Annotated in this window: 18 protein-coding genes, 1 pseudogene and 2 riboswitches; of the genes and pseudogenes, 7 read left to right on the top strand and 12 right to left on the bottom strand. The window is 69.9% G+C overall.

The annotated features are described in order from the left end of the window. The first annotated feature begins 10 nt into the window (after positions 1 to 10). Positions 11 to 116, top strand: a riboswitch (glycine riboswitch). Beyond that, positions 117 to 250, top strand: a riboswitch (glycine riboswitch). 35 nt (positions 251 to 285) lie between these two features. The 4 genes from gcvT to ACZ5WE_RS26440 all read left to right on the top strand — a co-directional run bounded on the left by gcvT (position 286) and on the right by ACZ5WE_RS26440 (position 4703). Next, on the top strand, positions 286 to 1419 hold the full coding sequence (gene gcvT, locus ACZ5WE_RS26455; RefSeq protein ID WP_467693165.1) for a glycine cleavage system aminomethyltransferase GcvT: 1134 nt from the start codon (positions 286 to 288) through the stop codon (positions 1417 to 1419). Between the two features lie 58 nt (positions 1420 to 1477). Further along, a complete protein-coding gene (gcvH, locus tag ACZ5WE_RS26450; RefSeq protein WP_467693166.1) occupies positions 1478 to 1855 on the top strand; it encodes a glycine cleavage system protein GcvH in 378 nt (125 codons plus the stop codon). Positions 1856 to 1878: 23 nt separating this feature from the next. Continuing rightward, positions 1879 to 3141, top strand: coding sequence for a serine hydroxymethyltransferase (glyA, locus tag ACZ5WE_RS26445; protein WP_399396283.1), 1263 nt, complete (start codon positions 1879 to 1881; stop codon positions 3139 to 3141). Between the two features lie 191 nt (positions 3142 to 3332). Then, positions 3333 to 4703 carry an L-serine ammonia-lyase gene (locus ACZ5WE_RS26440; protein ID WP_467693232.1) on the top strand — a complete coding sequence of 457 codons (1371 nt, stop codon included), beginning with the start codon at positions 3333 to 3335 and terminating at the stop codon, positions 4701 to 4703. 33 nt (positions 4704 to 4736) lie between these two features. On the opposite strand, the gene ACZ5WE_RS26435 is transcribed toward ACZ5WE_RS26440, so the two are convergent. Continuing rightward, on the bottom strand, positions 4737 to 5399 hold the full coding sequence (locus tag ACZ5WE_RS26435) for an N-acetyltransferase (RefSeq protein ID WP_467693169.1): 663 nt from the start codon (positions 5397 to 5399) through the stop codon (positions 4737 to 4739). An 81-nt stretch (positions 5400 to 5480) separates the two neighbouring features. On the opposite strand from ACZ5WE_RS26435, the gene ACZ5WE_RS26430 reads away from it, so the two are divergent. Then, a complete protein-coding gene (locus ACZ5WE_RS26430) occupies positions 5481 to 5711 on the top strand; it encodes an EF-hand domain-containing protein (RefSeq protein WP_467693234.1) in 231 nt (76 codons plus the stop codon). 89 nt (positions 5712 to 5800) lie between these two features. Here the strand turns inward: ACZ5WE_RS26430 and ACZ5WE_RS26425 are convergent, their stop codons facing one another. Beyond that, positions 5801 to 6601: an ABC transporter ATP-binding protein gene (locus tag ACZ5WE_RS26425; protein ID WP_467693170.1), complete on the bottom strand. Its 801-nt coding sequence runs from the start codon at positions 6599 to 6601 to the stop codon at positions 5801 to 5803. Further along, the gene (gene leuA / locus ACZ5WE_RS26420; RefSeq protein ID WP_467693172.1) at positions 6598 to 8304 is read right to left on the bottom strand and encodes a 2-isopropylmalate synthase; all 1707 of its coding nucleotides are present in this window, start codon (positions 8302 to 8304) and stop codon (positions 6598 to 6600) included. Before leuA ends, ACZ5WE_RS26425 begins: the two co-directional genes overlap by 4 nt. Before the next feature lie 305 nt (positions 8305 to 8609). Here leuA and ACZ5WE_RS26415 point away from each other — a divergent pair, with 305 nt between their 5' ends. After that, the gene (locus ACZ5WE_RS26415) at positions 8610 to 9302 is read left to right on the top strand and encodes a FadR/GntR family transcriptional regulator (RefSeq protein ID WP_467693174.1); all 693 of its coding nucleotides are present in this window, start codon (positions 8610 to 8612) and stop codon (positions 9300 to 9302) included. 22 nt (positions 9303 to 9324) lie between these two features. On the opposite strand, the gene ACZ5WE_RS26410 is transcribed toward ACZ5WE_RS26415, so the two are convergent. Further along, positions 9325 to 10452 (bottom strand): CU044_5270 family protein, encoded by a 1128-nt coding sequence (locus ACZ5WE_RS26410; RefSeq protein WP_467693176.1) that lies wholly within the window; start codon positions 10450 to 10452, stop codon positions 9325 to 9327. Beyond that, positions 10449 to 11126 carry an RNA polymerase sigma factor gene (locus ACZ5WE_RS26405; protein WP_467693178.1) on the bottom strand — a complete coding sequence of 226 codons (678 nt, stop codon included), beginning with the start codon at positions 11124 to 11126 and terminating at the stop codon, positions 10449 to 10451. The genes ACZ5WE_RS26410 and ACZ5WE_RS26405 overlap by 4 nt, the downstream gene beginning before the upstream one ends. Positions 11127 to 11246: 120 nt before the next feature. Between ACZ5WE_RS26405 and ACZ5WE_RS26400 the strand changes: the two are divergent. After that, a pseudogene (locus ACZ5WE_RS26400) lies at positions 11247 to 11951 on the top strand (NADPH-dependent F420 reductase); the annotation flags it as partial. A 29-nt stretch (positions 11952 to 11980) separates the two neighbouring features. Here ACZ5WE_RS26400 and ACZ5WE_RS26395 read toward each other — a convergent pair. The 7 genes from ACZ5WE_RS26395 to ACZ5WE_RS26365 form a co-directional block, all read right to left on the bottom strand. After that, positions 11981 to 12532: a glycoside hydrolase family 25 protein gene (locus ACZ5WE_RS26395; protein WP_467693180.1), complete on the bottom strand. Its 552-nt coding sequence runs from the start codon at positions 12530 to 12532 to the stop codon at positions 11981 to 11983. A gap of 86 nt (positions 12533 to 12618) precedes the next feature. Continuing rightward, on the bottom strand, positions 12619 to 13806 hold the full coding sequence (locus tag ACZ5WE_RS26390) for a YncE family protein (protein WP_467693181.1): 1188 nt from the start codon (positions 13804 to 13806) through the stop codon (positions 12619 to 12621). Then, the gene (locus tag ACZ5WE_RS26385) at positions 13803 to 14585 is read right to left on the bottom strand and encodes a polysaccharide deacetylase family protein (RefSeq protein ID WP_467693183.1); all 783 of its coding nucleotides are present in this window, start codon (positions 14583 to 14585) and stop codon (positions 13803 to 13805) included. The genes ACZ5WE_RS26390 and ACZ5WE_RS26385 overlap by 4 nt, the downstream gene beginning before the upstream one ends. Before the next feature lie 371 nt (positions 14586 to 14956). After that, positions 14957 to 15460 carry an ATP-binding protein gene (locus tag ACZ5WE_RS26380; RefSeq protein ID WP_467693185.1) on the bottom strand — a complete coding sequence of 168 codons (504 nt, stop codon included), beginning with the start codon at positions 15458 to 15460 and terminating at the stop codon, positions 14957 to 14959. A gap of 287 nt (positions 15461 to 15747) precedes the next feature. Continuing rightward, positions 15748 to 16518 (bottom strand): enoyl-CoA hydratase/isomerase family protein, encoded by a 771-nt coding sequence (locus ACZ5WE_RS26375; RefSeq protein WP_399396298.1) that lies wholly within the window; start codon positions 16516 to 16518, stop codon positions 15748 to 15750. A gap of 64 nt (positions 16519 to 16582) precedes the next feature. Further along, the gene (locus ACZ5WE_RS26370; RefSeq protein WP_467693187.1) at positions 16583 to 17827 is read right to left on the bottom strand and encodes a L,D-transpeptidase; all 1245 of its coding nucleotides are present in this window, start codon (positions 17825 to 17827) and stop codon (positions 16583 to 16585) included. Between the two features lie 157 nt (positions 17828 to 17984). Next, the gene (locus ACZ5WE_RS26365; protein ID WP_467693189.1) at positions 17985 to 19184 is read right to left on the bottom strand and encodes a L,D-transpeptidase; all 1200 of its coding nucleotides are present in this window, start codon (positions 19182 to 19184) and stop codon (positions 17985 to 17987) included. Positions 19185 to 19308: the final 124 nt, after the last annotated feature.

The raw sequence follows: 19308 nt of genomic DNA, 5'->3' as shown, positions 1-19308 counted from the left end.
ACAGGCCGTTTGAATCCGCGCGGGAGAGTTCCCGGCAGCCGTCGTACGACGCGCCGGGGCGCCGAAGGAGCAAGTCCCTCCCTTGAATCTCTCAGGCCCCGTACCGCGCGGGCGAGGCACATCTGAAAAGCGGGCCGCCTGTGCGGCTCCACCCAAGGTGCAAGTCATGACCCTCCCCCTGTACGAGCAGTACGGGACGTACGAGCGGGTCGTGGTGAACCTCTCAGGTTTCGATGACAGATGGGGAGGATCGACCTCGCCCGTCATGCCCTGGGAGTTCCACGAATGAGTACCGCCCCCCGTCTGACCGCACTCGATGCCGTGCATCGCGCGCTCGGCGCGACCATGACCGACTTCGCGGGCTGGGACATGCCGCTCCGCTACGGCAGCGAGCGCGACGAGCACATCGCCGTGCGCACGAAGGCCGGTCTCTTCGACCTCTCCCACATGGGCGAGATCACCGTGGCCGGCCCCGAGGCCGTGGACTTCCTGAACTTCGCGCTGGTCGGCAACATCGGCTCCATCGGTGTCGGCCGCGCCCGCTACACGATGATCTGTGCCGAGGACGGCGGCATCCTGGACGACCTGATCGTCTACCGGCTCGGCGAGACCGAGGCCCCCGAGTACATGGTGGTCGCCAACGCCTCGAACGCCCAGGTCGTGCTCGACGCGCTCACCGCCCGCGCCGACGGCTTCGACGCGGAGGTACGCGACGACCGCGACGCGTACGCCCTGCTCGCCGTCCAGGGTCCCGAGTCCCCCGGCATCCTCACATCACTCACGGACGCGGACCTGGACGGTCTGAAGTACTACGCGGGCCTGCCGGGCACGGTCGCGGGCGTGCCCGCGCTGATCGCCCGCACGGGCTACACCGGCGAGGACGGCTTCGAGCTGTTCGTCGCCCCCGGCGACGCCGAGAAGCTGTGGGGCGCGCTGATGGAGGCGGGCGAGCCCGTCGGCCTGGTCCCCGCCGGGCTCTCCTGCCGCGACACGCTCCGCCTTGAGGCGGGCATGCCGCTGTACGGGCACGAGCTGACCGCGGACCTGACGCCCTTCGACGCGGGCCTCGGCCGGGTCGTCAAGTTCGAGAAGACCTCGCAGTCCGACACCTTCGTGGGGCGCGCGGCGCTCGCGGCCGCCGCCGAGCGCGCCGAGGCCGCTCCCCCGCGGGGGCTGGTCGGCCTGATCGCCGAGGGCCGCCGCGTCCCGCGCGCGGGCTTCTCCGTGGTCGCCGACGGCAAGGTCATCGGCGAGGTCACCTCCGGCGCCCCGTCCCCGACGCTCGGCAAGCCGATCGCCATCGCGTACGTCGACGCGGCGCACGCGACCCCCGGTACCGAGGGTGTCGGCGTGGACATCCGGGGCACGCACGAGCCGTACGCGGTCGTGGCGCTGCCGTTCTACAAGCGCCAGAAGTGATACCCCGCACAACAGCGTCGTTCACCAGCACTCCCCCGCGTACAGGAGAATTCAGGTCATGAGCAACCCCCAGCAGCTGCGGTACAGCAAGGAGCACGAGTGGCTCTCGGCCACCGAGGACGGTGTGGCGACCGTCGGCATCACGGAGCACGCGGCCAACGCGCTCGGTGACGTCGTCTTCGCCCAGCTCCCCGAGGTCGGTGACACGGTGACCGCGGGCGAGTCCTGCGGCGAGCTGGAGTCGACCAAGTCGGTCAGCGACCTCTACGCCCCGGTGACCGGCGAGATCGTCGCCGCCAACCAGGACGTCGTCGAGGACCCGTCGCTGGTCAACTCCGCCCCGTTCGAGGGCGGTTGGCTGTTCAAGGTGCGCATCACGGATGAGCCGGACGACCTGCTCTCCGCCGATGAGTACACCGCCTTCACCGCCGGCTGACCCATACCGATAGGGATCGTGTGATGTCGCTTCTCAACACCCCTCTCCACGAGCTGGACCCGGACGTCGCCGCCGCCGTCGACGCCGAGCTCCACCGCCAGCAGTCCACCCTGGAAATGATCGCCTCGGAGAACTTCGCTCCGGTCGCCGTCATGGAGGCCCAGGGCACCGTCCTCACGAACAAGTACGCCGAGGGCTACCCCGGCCGCCGCTACTACGGCGGCTGCGAGCACGTGGACGTCACCGAGCAGATCGCGATCGACCGGATCAAGGACCTGTTCGGCGCCGAGTACGCCAACGTCCAGCCGCACTCCGGCGCCTCCGCCAACCAGGCCGCTCTCTTCGCGATCGCCAAGCCCGGCGACACGATCCTCGGCCTGGACCTGGCGCACGGCGGCCACCTCACGCACGGCATGCGCCTGAACTTCTCCGGCAAGCAGTTCAACGTGGTCGCCTACCACGTCGACGAGGCCGGCCTGGTGGACATGGCCGAGGTCGAGCGCCTGGCCAAGGAGAACAACCCGAAGGTCATCATCGCGGGCTGGTCGGCCTACCCGCGTCAGCTGGACTTCGCGGAGTTCCGCCGGATCGCCGACGAGGTCGGCGCGTACCTGTGGGTCGACATGGCGCACTTCGCCGGGCTCGTCGCGGCCGGTCTGCACCCGAACCCGGTGCCGTTCGCCGACGTGGTCACCTCCACCACGCACAAGACGCTCGGCGGCCCGCGCGGCGGCGTCATCCTGGCCCGCAGCAAGGAGTTCGCGAAGAAGCTGAACTCCGCGGTCTTCCCCGGCTTCCAGGGCGGCCCCCTGGAGCACGTGATCGCCGCCAAGGCCGTCTCCTTCAAGGTCGCGGCGAGCGAGGAGTTCAAGGAGCGCCAGCAGCGCACCCTGGACGGCGCCCGCATCCTGGCCGAGCGCCTGGTGCAGGACGACGCGAAGGCCGTCGGCGTGGACGTGCTGTCCGGCGGCACGGACGTGCACCTGGTCCTGGTGGACCTGCGCAACTCCGAGCTGGACGGCCAGCAGGCCGAGGACCGCCTCCACGAGGTCGGGATCACGGTCAACCGCAACGCGGTCCCGAACGACCCGCGCCCCCCGATGGTCACATCGGGCCTGCGGATCGGTACGCCCGCGCTCGCGACCCGTGGCTTCCAGGAGGACGACTTCCGCGAGGTCGCCGACGTCATCGCCGAGGCGCTGAAGCCGGGCGACGTCGACACGGAGTCGCTCAAGGCCCGCGTGTCGGCCTTGGCGGCCAAGCACCCGCTGTACCCCAACCTGTAGCGGTTTCGTACGCTTTCCTTCGTACGAAACTTCGGGGCACCGCGCACACTGGACAGTGAAGACAGTGAGTGCGGTGCCCCGGCTCATGCCCCGCGTTCGCGCATTACCCGCACAGCCAATCGCAGCTTTTCGTAGTTCTCTGCACCACCCCGGCAGACAACGGCGTCTACCAACCACCATTGGAGTTTCTCGTGGCCCTCTCGGTCTTCGACCTGTTCTCGATCGGCATCGGCCCGTCCAGCTCCCACACGGTCGGTCCCATGCGCGCCGCCCGCATCTTCGCGAGCCGCCTCAAGAACGAGGGCCTGATGGCCCACACCACCGCGATACGGGCCGAGCTCTACGGCTCGCTCGGCGCGACGGGCCACGGCCATGGCACCCCGAAGGCGGTTCTGCTCGGCCTGGAGGGCGAGTCCCCGCGCTCGGTCGACGTGGAGTTCGCCGACGACCGCGTCGAGCAGATCAAGAGCACCGGCCGCCTCAACCTGCTCGGCATGCACGAGATCGACTTCGACTTCGACGAGGACCTGGTCCTGCACCGCCGCAAGGCCCTGCCGTACCACGCCAACGGCATGACGATCTTCGCGTACGACCATGAGGGCGGCCTCGTCCTGGAGAAGACGTACTACTCCGTGGGCGGCGGCTTCGTGGTCGACGACGACGCCGTGGCCGGCGAGAACCCGATCGTGCCGGACGACACGGTCCTCAAACACCCCTTCCGCACCGGCGACGAGCTCCTGCGCCTGGCCGAGGAGACCGGCCTGTCCATCTCCGCGCTGATGCTGGAGAACGAGAAGGCATGGCGCACCGAGGAGGAGATCCGCTCGGGTCTGCTCGACATCTGGGGCGTCATGCAGTCCTGCGTCTCGCGCGGCATGTCCCGCGAGGGCATCCTGCCGGGCGGCCTCAAGGTCCGCCGCCGCGCGGCCAACTCCGCACGGCAGCTGCGTGCCGAGGGCGATCCGCTGGCACGCTCCATGGAGTGGATCACGCTGTACGCGATGGCGGTGAACGAGGAGAACGCCGCGGGCGGCCGGGTCGTGACCGCCCCGACGAACGGCGCCGCGGGCATCATCCCGGCGGTCCTGCACTACTACATGAACTTCATCCCCGGAGCCGACGAGGACGGCGTGGTCCGCTTCCTGCTCTCGGCCGGCGCGATCGGCATGCTCTTCAAGGAGAACGCCTCGATCTCCGGCGCCGAGGTCGGCTGCCAGGGCGAGGTCGGCTCCGCCTGCTCGATGGCGGCGGGCGCCCTCGCCGAGGTGCTCGGCGGCTCCCCCGAGCAGGTCGAGAACGCGGCCGAGATCGGCATGGAGCACAACCTCGGCCTCACCTGCGACCCGGTCGGCGGCCTCGTCCAGATCCCGTGCATCGAGCGCAACGGCATGGCGGCCGTGAAGGCCGTGACCGCGGCGAAGATGGCGATGCGCGGCGACGGCAGCCACAAGGTGTCCCTCGACAAGGTCATCAAGACCATGAAGGACACCGGCGCCGACATGAGCGTGAAGTACAAGGAGACGGCTCGGGGCGGGCTCGCGGTGAACATCATCGAGTGCTGAGCCCCGGCCACGGCCGCAGGCCACCGGCAGCCCTCACCGAGCGATGAACAACGCCTCCGCGCCCACCGGCCGGTAGCCGGCCGCCTGGAAGGCGCGCACGCTGCGGGCGTTGCCCGGGGACTGCTGGGCCCACACCGGCGCCGCGCCGGGCACCAGGTGCCGGGCCGCGCGTGCGAGCGCCCGGCCGAGCCCCCGGTGGCGTACGTCCTCGTCGACCTCGATCGCCGCCTCCCAGCGCCCGGCGAGTCCGCGCCCGAGCACCAGTACCCCGCTGCCGCTCGCGGTGGCCCACACCCGCACGTCGTCGCGGCGCTTGCGGGCCCTGACCACCCGGGGGTGGTCGGGGTCGTCGAGCTCACGGAGGCCGAGGTCCGGGTCGGGGCCGCCCGGCAGGGCGTCGGCCACGGTCAGGAGGTCGGTGGTGTCCGTCGCGCGTCCCGTCCGCTCCAGGAAGGCGGCGAGGAACCGGGGGTTCATCGTGGCGGCCAGCGGATCGCAGTCGAGTGCGGCGAGGGTGGCGTGCACCCACCGCGGGTCCTCGTCGGTGAAGACCACCGAGTGCGCGGTGAAGGCGATGACACCCGCGTCGCGGTGGCAGGGCTGCGGCACGACGGTGGTGGTGCCGTCGGGCGGCGGGAACCGGCCTGCGGCGGCCGCGTCGAGGATCGCGCCGAGCGTGGCAGGGGTGCTGGCCATGGGCGTACTCCTTGTGATCGCGTCCCCGGACGGCCGATACCCTAGCCCCCGTCAGTAGTGCACGAAGAAGGGGTGGACCCGGTGGCGGACATCGAGGAAGCGCGCAAGACGTTCGAGCGGTTCGACGCGGACGGCGACGGCTTCATCACGGCGGCCGAGTGGAAGTCGGCCATGGCGAAGATGGGGGACTTCTACGTCACCGAGACCGTCGCCGAGGCCGTGATAGGCACGAAGGACACGGACAAGGACAAGCGCCTGTCCTTCGACGAGTTCTGGGCGAGCCTGAACAAGCTGAACAAGCTGAACAAGTAGGCGGAGTACGACGCGGAAGGGGCCCGGCACGCACGTGCGCCGGGCCCCTTCCGTTCCGCGTACGTGCGCGGCTGAGCGGCGTGATCAGATCAGCGGGGGCGCCGCGCCGCCCGTACGCTCCACCGCCCCTCCGTGCGCTCAAGGCGCACCGGGTGGTCGAAGCACTTGCTGATCTGGTCGCTGGTCAGCACGTCGTCCACGGCACCGGAGGCGAGCGCGCGCCCGTCGCGAAGGAGCAGCGCGTGCGTCGTACCGGCCGGAAGCTCCTCCAGGTGGTGCGTGACCAGGACCGTGGCGAGCTCGGGATGGCTCTCGCGCAGGGTGTCCAGGCTGTCGAGGAGGCGCTCTCGGCCCGCGAGGTCGAGCCCGGTGGCCGGTTCGTCGAGCAGGACGAGCCGGGGCCTGGGCATCAGCGAGCGCGCGATCAGGGTCCGCCCGCGCTCGCCCTGCGAGAGCGTGGGCCAGCGCGCGTCCGTGCGGTGCGCGAGGCCGAGCATCGCGATCAGCCGGTCGGCCTGCTTCTCCTGCTCGGGTGTGGGGCGCCAACGGGGCATCGGTTCCACGCTGTTGGTCAGCCCGGTGAGGACGACCTCGCGCACCCGCAGGGGCGAGCGGAGGGGGTGGCGGGGGTTCACATGGCCGACGTACGCGCGCAGATCGCGCAGGTCGACCCTGCCCAGGCGGCGGCCGAGCACCTCGACCGTGCCGTGCGTGGGGTGCGTGACGGCCCCGCAGAGGCTGAGCAGGGTCGACTTGCCGGCGCCGTTCGGGCCGAGCAGCGCCCAGTGTTCGCCGCGGCGGACGGTGAGGGTGACCTCTTCGAGGATGGGGCGCCCTTCGCGGACGACGGTGACGTCGTCGGCGTGCAGGACGGGGACGCCTGGGGTCATCGGGTGACCGCCGCCCGGTTCACCGCGGCGAGCACGGCGTGCACGGAAGCGGTCAGGACCGAGGTGTCCAGGCCCGCGCCCCACCGGACGACGCCGCCCACCCGGCACTCCGCGTACGCGACGGCCTCGCTGGCGCCGCCCGCCTCGGTGGCGTGTTCGGAGTAGTCGAGGATGTCGACGGTGATCCCCGCGGCGGCGAGCGCCTCGACGAAGGCGGACAGCGGGCCGTTGCCCGCGCCTTCGAAGTCCCCTGCGCGGTCGCCTGCTTGGAGGGTGCAGATGAAGCGGTGGGCGCCGTCCGGGGCACGGTCGGTGGTCCAGGAACTCAGCTCGACATCGCCGCCGCACGGCCCCGGCGTTACGTAGGTCGCTCGGAACAGCTCGTACAGCTCCTTCGCGCTCGCCTCCTGACCGCTGTCGTCGGTGGCGTCCTGGACCACGCGTGAGAAGTCGGGGCGCATGCGCTGCGGCAGGTCCAGGCCGTACCGGGTCTGCAGCAGATACGCCATTCCGCCCTTGCCGGACTGGGAGTTGACGCGGATGACGGCCTCGTAGCTGCGGCCGATGTCGGCGGGGTCGATGGGCAGATACGGCACGTCCCACGGCGCCTCGCTCTGCTTGACGCCCAACTCGGCGGCACGGCTCACATGTTGGGCGAGCCCCTTGCTGATGGCGTCCTGATGGGTGCCGGAGAAGGCGGTGTGGACGAGGTCGCCCGCGTAGGGGTGGCGGGGGTGCACGGGCAGCCGGTTGCAGTGCTCGACGACCTCGCGCACGGCGTCGATGTCCGAGAAGTCGACCATGGGGTCGACGCCTTGGGCGTACAGGTTCAGGGCCAGGGTCACCAGATCCACGTTGCCGGTGCGTTCGCCGTTGCCGAAGAGGCAGCCCTCGACGCGCTGGGCGCCGGCCAGGACGGCGAGTTCGGCGCAGGCGACACCCGTGCCGCGGTCGTTGTGGGGGTGGACGGACAGGATGACGGAGTCGCGCCGGGCGAGGTGCCGGTGCAGGTACTCGATCTGGTCGGCGTACACGTTCGGGGTCGCGATCTCGACGGTCGCGGGCAGGTTGTGGGTGACGGGGCGTTCGGGGCTCGCGTCCCACAACTCGGTCAGCCCGTCGCAGAGTTCGAGTACGTAGTCGGGCTCGGTGAGGTTGAAGGTCTCCGGCGAGAACTGGAACCTGATGTCCGCGCCCGGCCGCGCGTCCGCAAGCCGCGCCATGTGGGTGGCGGCTTCCGTGACGACGTCACGCACCTGCGCGCGCGAGCGCCCGAGCACCACGTCGCGCCAGACGGGCGAGGTGGGGATGTAGAGGTGCACGACAGCGCGGGGCAGTCCCCTGATCGACTCGAAGGTGCGGTCGATGAGTTCGGGCTTGGCGGGGGTGAAGACGACGATGCTGACGTCATCGGGGATACCGCCGCTCGCGCTGAGCGCGGCGAGGTCGCGCACGAAGTCGAAGTCCGCGCGACTGGCCGACGGATAGCCGACCTCGATCTCCTTGAACCCCATCGAGACCAGCAGATCGAAGAAGCGCCGCTTGCGGACGGGGTCCATCGGCTCGGCGAGCGCCTGATTTCCGTCACGCAGGTCGACGGGGACCCAGAGGGGGGCACGCTCGATGCGGGCGCTCGGCCAACCGCGGCCCCGCGAGGGGACGCTGACGCGCTCCTGGTAGGGGCGGTAACGGTGGTGCGGCATGGGGCTGGGGCGCTGGGGGTTCCACTGGTACGCGGGAGGAGCGGAAGGAGCGGAAGGATACGCAGGGGATTTCACGGTGGCCTCTCGGCTCGGTCGGTGAGCCGACCGGCAGCACGGCACCCCGCGGCGGGGTGCCGGTCGCTTCAGGCCCCGCCGCGGCAGCCGAGAAGAAGGAGACCGCAGAAGATCACGGGGCTACACTAGGCACACGTCAGCTCCTCAGACAAGTACTCCTCAGGCAAGTGTTCCCCCAGTAATCCCGCACTCCTCCGACAAGCGCACCTCAGACAAGTAAGGCCACCCGCATGCCGCTCGGCTCCCTGCGCCCCAGCCCGCTGGTCGAACAGGCCACCAATCGCCTGCGCGAACAGATCACCGGCGGCCAGTGGCCCATCGGCAGCAAGCTCCCCGGCGAGACGACCCTGGCCCAGGAACTCGGCATCGGCCGCTCCACCGTCCGCGAGGCACTGCGCTCGCTCGCCGGGGCCGGACTCGTCAGGTCCCGGCAGGGCGCCGGCGTCTTCGTCATCGCGACACAACCGCTCGCGGACTGGCCGACGCGCCTGCGGCAGGCGGCCGTCGCGGACGTGTACGAGGTGCGGATGCTGGTGGAGGTGCAGGCGGCACGCCTCGCGGCGATGCGGCGCACCGACGAGGACATCACGGCGATGCGGGCCGCACTCGCAGGCCGCAGGGCCACCGCATCCGCGAGCGACGCCGCCTTCATCGACGCCGACATCGCCCTGCACGCGGCAGTCGTGGCAGCGGCCCACAACCCCGTCCTCACAGACCTCTTCGCGGAGTTCGCCCCCGTACTGCGGGAGGGTCTGATCAACCTCCTCGACCTGATCGACGTACGCACCGAGGAGACCAACCACGGGGACGCCGCGCATGCCGCCCTCGTACGGGCCGTCGAGGCGAAGGACGCGGAGGAGGCGGCACGCGTGGCGCAGGCCGAACTGCAGGACACCCTCGGCCGGTTGACAGCCCGCGTCTAGGCGCCCGCGCCCAACTCCGTGCTCAGCCGCGGTCGCTCGCGGGCTCGGGCTTCATGCCGCGACGATCGACGACGGCCCGCTCCAGAACCGCGTGGCTGCCGTACAGGACCTCGGGATTCCCTGCCTTGCCCGGCTTGCCGCCCGGCTTGTGGTTCTTCGTCATGTAGCCGCGCGAGCCGAGGTAGGCGAAGGTCTTCTTGTCGAAGATCCATTCGCTGCGCGTCGCGAACGCCGACTCCTCGATGGTGATGCCGATCCCGTGGCGGCCCGCCGCGTCCACCGCGTCGGGCACCACGACCACTCCGGGGAGCTTGGCGACCGCCTTGTAGAAGGCCGCGGCGTTCTGGGGCGGCATGACCGACCCGCCGACCAGGTCACCGATCCGGTCGAAGACGGCCTGCGCCTTCGTCTCCCGCTCACCGGTCACCTCCGTCTCGGCGTACAGCTTCTTCAGAAGGGCGTCGGGGTCCGTGGGCAGCGAGGCGAGCCAGTCGTACGTCGGGCGGTCGGGCCCCTCCGGTATGGCACCGGTGTCATCGGAACCGTCTACCGCGGATGCCTCGATGGGCACGTCCTGCCCGGCCATCGGCGCCCCCTTCCCGGTCGCCCGGATCATGCCGACATCCGTGACGGGAGCGGGATTCTGGGACAGCCAGACCTCCTCCTTGTACGGAGTGCCGAGCTTCACCGGGCCGTCGATCTCGCCCTCGTTGCCCTGGACAAGACTGCGCGTGTAGACGAACTGACTGTCCTTCACCGGCTTCGTCCCGGACTTCAGGGACGCGGTGGCGATCCGGTCGAGGGTGACGGCCGCGCCGGCGGTGGCGCCCCGGCCCGCACCCATGTCGCGTACGCCGTCGCTGCCGCCGGAGGGAAGTGTGACGGCCAGGATCCCGGCCACCGCGAGCGCGGCGGCGGCCGGCATCAGCACCGCGGGACGCAGCGGCCCGCGGCGGGGCGATGCGGGGGCGCTCCCACCCCGGGTGTCGTGGGCGGTGTCACGGTCGATCTGCTGCATCAGGGTGTCCTTGTGGTGAAGGTGACGCCCCGGCGGAAGTTCCCATTCGTCCTCGCCCGACTCCGGCAGCAGCCCGGCCAGTTCATCGGCCTCGGCTCCGGCCTCTCCCCGGGGCGGGGTGGCGGCGTTCATCGGAATTCCTCCCGCAGGGGCAGGGCCGCGAACGCGGCCTCACTCTCTACCTCTCCGCGGCCACGGAGAGGTTCCGTCACGTTCTTCACTTCCGCCGCACCAGTCCCGTCGACCCCGCAGGTCCCGTCCTCGCTGAGCCGCCGCAGCCGCGCACGAGCCCGCGACAGCCGCGACCGCACCGTGCCGACCGGGATGCCGAGCGCCTCGGCGGCCTGCGCGTAGTCGAGCCCCGACCAGACGCACAGCACGAGCACCTCACGCTCCTGGCGACGCAGCCTGCGCAGCGCGCCGTGCACCGCCGCGAGCCGCCGCGCGTCGTCCATCCGCCCCGCCGACTCCTCGGCGAAGTCCGCCACTTGGGGCGGCGACGGCTGACGGGACAGGAAGGCGAGCCGTCGGCGCAGGCCCCGGTTGGCGTTCTGCGCCTTGTGCGTCGCGATGCCGAGCAGCCACGGCTTGAGCGAACCGCCGTCCGGCTCAAGGCGGTCGCGAGTGCGCCAGGCCGCCAGGAAGGTCTCGGACATGACCTCTTCGGCGGTCGACCAGTCGCCGGTCAGCCTCAGGGCGTGGTTGTAGACCGTCCGCGCGTACGCCTCGTACAACTCACCGAACGCCTCCCGCTCACCTGCCCGGATACGTGCATGGATGCCATCTCCCAGTTCACTAGGCCTCACACCACGTATCTCTCCGCACTCCCGGACGAGTTCCTGTGCCCCTCGTCACACAGCTGCTCCCCTGATCCGCCCGCTCTTCGCTCACTCTCTCAGCCGGAATAACGCGGCCGATCCGGAGGTTGGCTCCGTTACGACACCGGCGAACCTACCCCGGAAGGGTCAGTCATGAAGATCGGCATCATCGGCGCGGGCAACATCGGCGGCAACCTCACCCGTCGCCTCACGGCCGTCGGCCACGACGTCTCCGTGGCGAACTCCCGCGGCCCGCACACCCTCACGGCCCTCGCCGACGAAACCGGCGCCAAGGCCGTGACGGTCGAGGAGGCCGCACGCGACGCGGAGGTCGTCGTCGTGACGATCCCCCTGAAGGCCGTACCGAACCTGCCGTCCGGCTTCCTCGACGGCGCCGCCGAGAACGTCGCCGTCATCGACACCGGCAACTACTACCCCCAGCAGCGCGACGGGAAGATCACCGAGATCGAGGAGGGCCTGACCGAGAGCCGCTGGACCGAGCGGCAGATCGGCCACCCGGTGATCAAGGCCTTCAACGGCACCTACGCCCACGACATCCTCGACAAGCCCCAGCCCAAGGGCGCCCCCGGCCGCGTGGCCCTCCCGGTGTCCGGCGACGACGAGGCCGCCAAGAAGGTCGTACGCGATCTCCTCGACGAGATCGGCTTCGACACCGTCGACACGGGCGGCCAGGACGAGTCCTGGCGCCAACAGCCGGGCACCCCGGTCTACGGCCTGGCCAAGGACACCGAAGCGGTCACCAAGGCACTGGCCGAGGCCTCCCCGGCACGCACGGCGGAGTGGCGTGCCTGAGATCGCCGCCGGTCACGCGGCGGGGGTGGCTACGGCTTGGCCCACTCCCGCAGCGCGTCCTCGCTCGCGAAGTCCGCGACGTTCTTGTCCAGCGGCGTCGACGTGTACTGGTGGATGCGCCACTTCGCCTGGATGCGGGGCTTGCCCGCCGTGACGTAGTCGGCGATCCAGAGGCCGTCGCCGGCGTAGGACGTGGTGTCGTGGTTGAGCCAGAAGTCCCTGTTGCAGTACAAGATCGTCCGGTGGCTCGGCCGCAGCCGCTTCACCTCGCGGATGAACCGGTCCTTCTCCGCGTTGCTCGCGCGGGTGCGGTCCCCCGTCCACTCCCAGTCCACCGCAAGCAAGTCCCCTGATTTCTCAGGGGCCTTGCTGACGAAGTACTCCGCCTGCGCCGTGATGTTCCCCGGCCACAGGAAGTGGTAGAAGCCGACCACGCAGCCGCCGTCCCGTGCTCGCTTCGTCTGGGCCGTCAGCCTGGGGTTGACGTACGAACGGCCCTCCGTCGCTTTTATGATGACGAAGGAAATGCCGTCCGTGTCGAATGTGGATTGGTACGAGCTGACGTCGATGCCTTTGAGCACGGGCGGCCTCCTGAGCGGCAGAGGGGAGGGCGGCTGGAACTACCCTTGTCGTGCCCGGTGGCCGCTGTGGTCAACCGTTGAACAGCTCAGCGGAAGATCCCCGTGTGGCCGAGCGAGTAGCGGCCGGGCTGCGGGTAGACCGCGAGGCCGTGCGGGCCGCCGCCGACGGGGATGCGGGCGGTCTGGACTCCGGTGCGGGTGTCGATGGCGTACACCTCGGAGTCGTAACGCCCCGACAGCCAGAGGGTTTTGCCGTCCGCCGACACGCCGCCCATGTCGGGGCTGCCGCCCTGGGGGAGCTTCCACTTCTTGGTGAGCTTGTTCTTGGGGAAGTCGAAGACGGAGACGGTGCCCTCGCCGCGGTTGGACACGTACATCTCGCGCGAGTCCCGGCTGACGTACAGGCCGTGGGTTCCCTTGCCGGTCGGCAGGAGCTTCGGCTTGTCGAACTTGTCGCCGCTCAGGACCCACATGCCGTCGGCCATCATGTCGGCGACGTAGAAGGTCTTGCCGTCGGGTGAGATCTTCACGTCCTGCGGCATGGCGCCCTCGAAGGGCAGCTTCTGCTGGGCGACCACCTTCATCTTCTCGGTGTCGACCTTCAGGAGTTCGCCCGAGAACTCGCAGGAGACGATGAAGTAGCGACCGTCGGCGGAGAAGTCGGCGTGGTTGACGCCGTAGCAGCTGACGGGTTCGGTCTTGACCTTCTTCATGGTGTGCGGGTCGCGGAAGACGAGCTCGCGGTCCATCGAGGCCATCACGATCGCGTGCTTGCCGTTGGGCGTGAAGTAGAGGTTGTACGGGTCGTGCACGTCGACGGGCTTGCCCGCCTTGCCGGTCTTGGGGTTGATGGGGGTGAGCGTGTGGCCGCGGTTGTTGTTGACCCAGAGCGTCTTCATGTCCCAGGAGGGGACGACGTGCTGGGGCTGGATCCCGACATCGATCGTGTCGATCACCTCGTACGACTTGGGGTCGATGACCGAGACGGTGTTGGAGTTGGTGTTGGGGACGTAGATCCGGGAGGGGAAGTCCTTGACGACCGGGGAGAGTTTGCCCGGGCGGTCGGCCGCGTAGACGTCCTTGGGGTCGAGGACGGGAGGCATGCCGGGCAGTCCGGGCGGAGCCTTTGACTTGGCGGGTTTCTGGACGCCCTTGGTGCTCAGGGCTTCGTTCTCGCGGGCGTCGCTGCCGCAGCCGGCGAGCGCGGCGACGACGACGGCACCGGCGGCGATGACCGCTCCGGTGCGCCGGGTGAGGTTCAGGTGCAGGGTCATGAGGTCAGCAACTCCGTGGTCGTCACCGCACGCAGGTCGCGGCGGTCCAGTTCTTCCAGGACGGCGGGGAGCGCGGCGACCGTGTCCGCGTACCCGAAGTGCAGGCTCACGACGGAGCCCGCGCGTACCTCTGAGGTGATCTTGCGGGTGACGGCGGGGGCGCCCGGCGAGGTGAAGTCGAGGGAGTCGATGTCGTACGAGAGCACGTGCGGGTAGCCGACGCTGCGGGCGAGGCGGGCGACGAGGGGGGTCGCGGTCTCGGCGCGCGAGGGGCGGAACCACGTGCCGATGGATCCGGTGAGGCGGCGCAGGCGGTCGGCGCAGCCGGTGATCTCCGCGTAGGCGTCGGCCTCGGGCAGTTCGTTGATGGCGCGGTGGTGGTGGGTGTGGTTGCCGAGGTCGTGGCCGCCGTCGAGGATGCGGCGGGCGAGTTCGGGGTGTTCGTCGAGCCAGCTGCCGACGGCGAGGACGGTGATCCTCGCGTCGGCCTTCTCGGCGATGGTGAGCAGCGACCGCGCGGTGGCGGGGTCGCCCTGGCCGTGGAAGGTGAGGGCGACCTGGGGCCGGTTGCGGGGGCTGTGCGCGATCTGGTCGGGCAGGCCGGGGAAGCGGCGGGGTGCGGGGGCGGCTCGGGGTGTTCTCGCGGCAGGATGCCGGGCGGCGGGGGCGGCCTGGTCCGCGGGGGCGGCTCCGAAGGAGGAGCAGCCTGCGGTCAGCGCGCCCGCGACGGCCAGTCCGGCGCCCGCGCGCAGGGCTCCACGGCGGTCGGTCTCGGTCACCCGACCATTTAATGGGTAAAGACGGCAAAAGCCGCTTATTGCCCGCAGATGAACCCTGCGGGTCGGGGTCGGGGGGCTCGCGGCCACCCCGCCATCCCTTGCGGATCACCTGTCACAGCCAGAACTTAACCAGCGTTTACCAGGCAGGTGTCCCAGCTCACCAAGGATTCACCTTTGAACTGCCACACTTTGGACCCTTATGACCGGATAGGGGCTTTTGGATCGCTGGCCCCCGTCTGCCATAGTCGGAGCCACGACCCCCATTGACCCGGGCTCGGTCGTCATCAGCGCCCGTGGAACACACCCCTTTGTCCACGGCGCTCCGCGCAGGCCCCCGCAATGCCGGGGGCTTTCGCGTATCAGCGGCCACCTCAGCGGTCGGCGACCCGCATCTCGAACCACGTCGTCTTGCCGCGCGGCAGCAGATCCACGCCCCACCGGTCGGAGAGCTTGTCGACCAGGAAGAGGCCCCGGCCACTGAGGTCCATTTCCTGGACGGGCATCAGACAGGGCAGTCCGCGCGAGGGGTCGCGCACCTCGATCCTGATCCAGCCGCGCCGCCGCATCATCCGAAGGCCGAAGACGCGGGCGCCGGTGTGCCGCACGGCGTTGCCGACGAGTTCGGAGGTGAGGAGCACCACGTCCTCGGTCAGCTTCGGGGAGAGCCCCCAGTGCCGGAGCACCACGACCTGGGCGAGCCGGCGCGCGATGGCGGCGGACTCCGGACGCGACGGCAGCGGAACCTCCCCGTCCGTCGGATTGCCGAACAACTCGAGCGCCTTGAGCGCGTGTTCGTCCTCAACCGCCGGCGACCAGCGCGCCGCGGTCGCACTCCCGTGTCGCCGCGGCTGTTCGATACCCTCCAGCCCCGCCATGCCACCCATCATGGCCGCACGGAGCACCTTCCGTGGGCGTTCCGACGGAATAAGCCCCCCGGAACCATCCGTTCCGGGGGGCTGGGTAGGCATATGCCAGAGGCAGTAGGGCCCCTGTGACACCCCTGCTGACCTGCGATGACCACCCGCTTACGGATGATCACTTACGGCCGCGAAGAAGGCAGGCTTAAGGTTCTCTTAAGCCCGGCATAATCCGCTCCTTCGGGGGACACTTTGGCTGACGTGGCCTCAACTGACGGCAACCCGACGGGACTTCGGGTGCCGCTTCAGAGGAACTTCGCCTTGCCGGGACCCTCCTCGACGAAGCTGCGCATGCCCCGCTCGCGGTCCTCGGTGGCGAACAGACCGGCGAACCAGGTGCGTTCAATCGCGAGCCCGGTGTCGATGTCCGTCTCCAGGCCCGCGTCCACGGACTCCTTGGCGGCGCGCAGCGCCAGCGCGGGGCCCTGCGCGAGCCGCGCGGCCCACTGGTGCGCCTGCTCGTACACCTCGGCGGCGGGCACGACCCGGTCCACCAGGCCGATGGTGAGCGCCTCCTCGGCCTTGACCATGCGGCCGGTGAAGATGAGGTCCTTGGCCTTGGACGGACCGACCAGACGGGACAGGCGCTGGGTGCCGCCCGCGCCGGGGATCAGGCCGAGCAGGATCTCCGGCTGGCCGAGCTTGGCGTTGTCGGCGGCGATGCGGAAGTCGGCACAGAGGGCGAGCTCGCAGCCGCCGCCGAGCGCGTAGCCGGTGACGGCGGCGACGACGGGCTTGGGGATACGGGCGACCGCGGTGAAGGAGTCCTGCAGGGCCCGGGACCGCGCGACCATCGCCGCGTGGTCCATGGCCTGCATCTCCTTGATGTCCGCGCCCGCCGCGAACACCTTCTCGCCGCCGTAGATGATCACGGCGCGTACGTCGTCGCGCCGGGTCGCCTCCTCGGCAAGCTCCTTGAGCCTGTCCTGCAGGGCGATGTCGAGCGCGTTCATCGGGGGGCGGTCGAGGCGGATCGTGCCGACGCCTTCGGCGACTTCGAGATGCACAGATGTCATGCGGGGCACGTTAGCCGTGCCCCGCGTGACGGGGACATGCGGCCGGGTGATCCCGGCGGGCCGGTCAGGCCTTCCACTTCTCCCAGGACATGTTCCAGCCGTTGAAGCCGTTCTCGGGCTGGATCGTCTTGTCCGCGGAGTTCTTCACGACCACGAGGTCCCCGATGAGGGAATTGTCGAAGAACCATCCGGCGGGCGTCTTCTTGCTGTAGCCGCCGCGCACGTCGCTCAGGCCTATGCAGCCGTGGCTGGCGTTCGTGTTGCCGAAGGCGCCGCCCGACCAGTAGTTGCCGTGGATGAAGGTGCCCGACGTGGACAGGCGCATCGCGTGCGGGACGTCCTTGATGTCGTACTCGCCGCCGAAGCCGACGGTCTCACCGTTCATGCGCGTGACCTGGAGCTTCTCGCTGATGACCATCTGGCCGTTGTACGTCGTGGTGCCGGGGGCGCCCGCGGTGATCGGGATCTTCTTGATCTGCTTGCCGTCCCTGACGACCTTCATCTGGTGCGACTTGGCGTCGACGGTGGAGACCTGGCTGCGGCCGATCGTGAACTTCAGGGTCTTGGCCTGCTCGCCGTAGACCCCGGGCCGGCCCTCGACACCGTCGAGGTTGAGCTTGACGGTGACCTTGGTGCCCGCCTTCCAGTACTTCTCGGGGCGGAAGTCGATGCGGTCGTTGCCGAACCAGTGCGGCTCGACCGGCACGGACGGCTCGGTCTTGATCTCGATGGCCTTCTCCACGTCCTCGGGAGCGGTGATGCCCCGGTTGAAGTGGACCGAGAACGGCATTCCGACGCCGACCTCCGAGCCGTCCTCCGGCGTGAACTGCCCGATGAAGGTGTTCTTCGGGGTCAGCGTCGTGAAGCTGGTGTCCTTGGCGGACTCACGTCCCTCGGAGTCCTTGGCTATCGCGTGGACCTTGTACTTCGTGGAGGCGGCCAGGTGGTGCGCCGGCGTCCAGGTCGCGCCGCCGGAGGTGATCTTGCCGGGGACCGGATTGCCCTTGCTGTCCTCGACCTTGACCTGGGACAGCTTGCCCTTGTCGGCGGCTATCTTCAGGGCACCGCTGGTGGCCACCGAGTCGGCGCCGTCCTTCGGCGCTATGGCCACCACGGCCGTCGACGGCGCGTTCTTGTCGGCCGCCCTGCCCTTGCCGTCGCTGCCGGAGTCCGAGCCGCCGCCCCCGCCGCATGCCGTGACCAACAGCAGCGTCACACCCGATGCCACCGCAAAGAGGCCCTTGGCCCCCCGTCGTCGTGCGCTCCCCCGCGCACCAACCGACGTCCCCGATATCGGTCGCCCGTTCAAGATGTGTCTCCCCTCGCACGGCCTGGTCAGGCCCGCACCCCAGTGCCTCAGCGCGCACAGACACGCGCCTGCGCTAGATAACCACACGGCCCTGACCGATGACTCCCCGCCAATGTCACTGTTCAGTCCCAACTGCGCATGTGGTGCGGGCCCTGCCTCAGCGGCCGTCCGCGGCCTTGGCCGCAGGCTTGGAACCGGGCGGCGCCGTCCAGTCCTTCCACTCCATGTTCCAGCCACCGAGCCCGTTGTCAGGAGCGACTTTCTTGTCATCGCTGTTGACGACTTCCACCACATCGCCGATCAGGGTGCGGTCGAAGAACCATCCCGCCGGGGTCTGTGAGCTGCCGCCCTTCACGTCGCGCAGCCCCACACAGCCGTGGCTGACGTTCGTGTTGCCGGGGGCGTCCGGCGCCCAGTAGTTGCCGTGCAGGAAGGTGCCGGACGTCGTCAGGCGGATCGCGTGCGGCACGTCGGGGATGTTGTACTCACCTCCGAAACCGACGGTGCGGCTGTTCATCCGGGTCACCTCCAGCATCTCGGTGACCACCATTTTCCCGTTGTACGTGGGGGTCTTGGGAGCCCCGGCGGTGATCGGCACCGTGGAGAGGACCTCGCCGTCGCGGCGTACTTCCATCGTGCGGTCGGCGGCGTCGACCAGGGAGGTCTGGCTGCGGCCGACCGTGAACGAGAAGCTCTTGTCCTGGAGGCCGTAGACGCCGGGGGCGGCCTCGACGTCGCGCAGGCGCAGGCCGACGGTGACCTTCGTGCCGGGCTTCCAGTACTTCTCGGGGCGGAAGTCCACGCGGGTCTTGCCGAACCAGTGCGGCTTCACGTCGACTTCCGGCTTCGTGGTGACGCTGATGGCGCGCTGGACGGCGTCGAGGTTCTCGATCTCCTGGTTGAACTCCAGGGAGACGATCATGCCGGTGCCGACGGTGGAGCGGTTCTCCGGTGACACGTAGGCGATGAACCGCTCGTCGGGGACGGCCGTCGTGAAGGTCGTGTGGCGGGCCGAGCGGCGGCCGTGGCCGTCGAGGGCGACGGCATCCACCTCGTACTTCGCGGCGAGCGCGAGGCCGCCCTCGTCCAGCGGCTTCCAGGTCATGCCGTCCTCGTCGATGCGGCCCGGCACCGGAGCCTCCTGCGCGTCCTGCATCCGGACGACCTTCACCGATTCGAGGCGTCCGTCGGGGACCTCGACCTGGAGCCGTTCGTCTGCCTTGACTTCCTTGCTGCCGTCGTCGGGCGTCACCCGGATCACGTCGGCGGGCGACCGCGGCTTGCCCATCAGCTGGTCGATGCCACCGCCGCCGCCGCTGCACCCAGCGGCCCCGGCAAGCAGTCCTGCCCATGTCATTACGGCGGCCAGCGCGGCCCCTGCGCGCCGAGCGCGCCTCGCTACCTGTCTCACGTCCGTCCCAACGACCGTCCCCCTCCTGGGGAAACGTGAGTGCGACGCACGCGCTGGGCAGAACAGTGGG

The sequence above is a fragment of the Streptomyces sp. NPDC033180 genome, from assembly GCF_055577645.1.
Note: the sequence above shows the minus strand (reverse complement) of the source record. Positions and strands in the feature narration are given on the sequence as shown.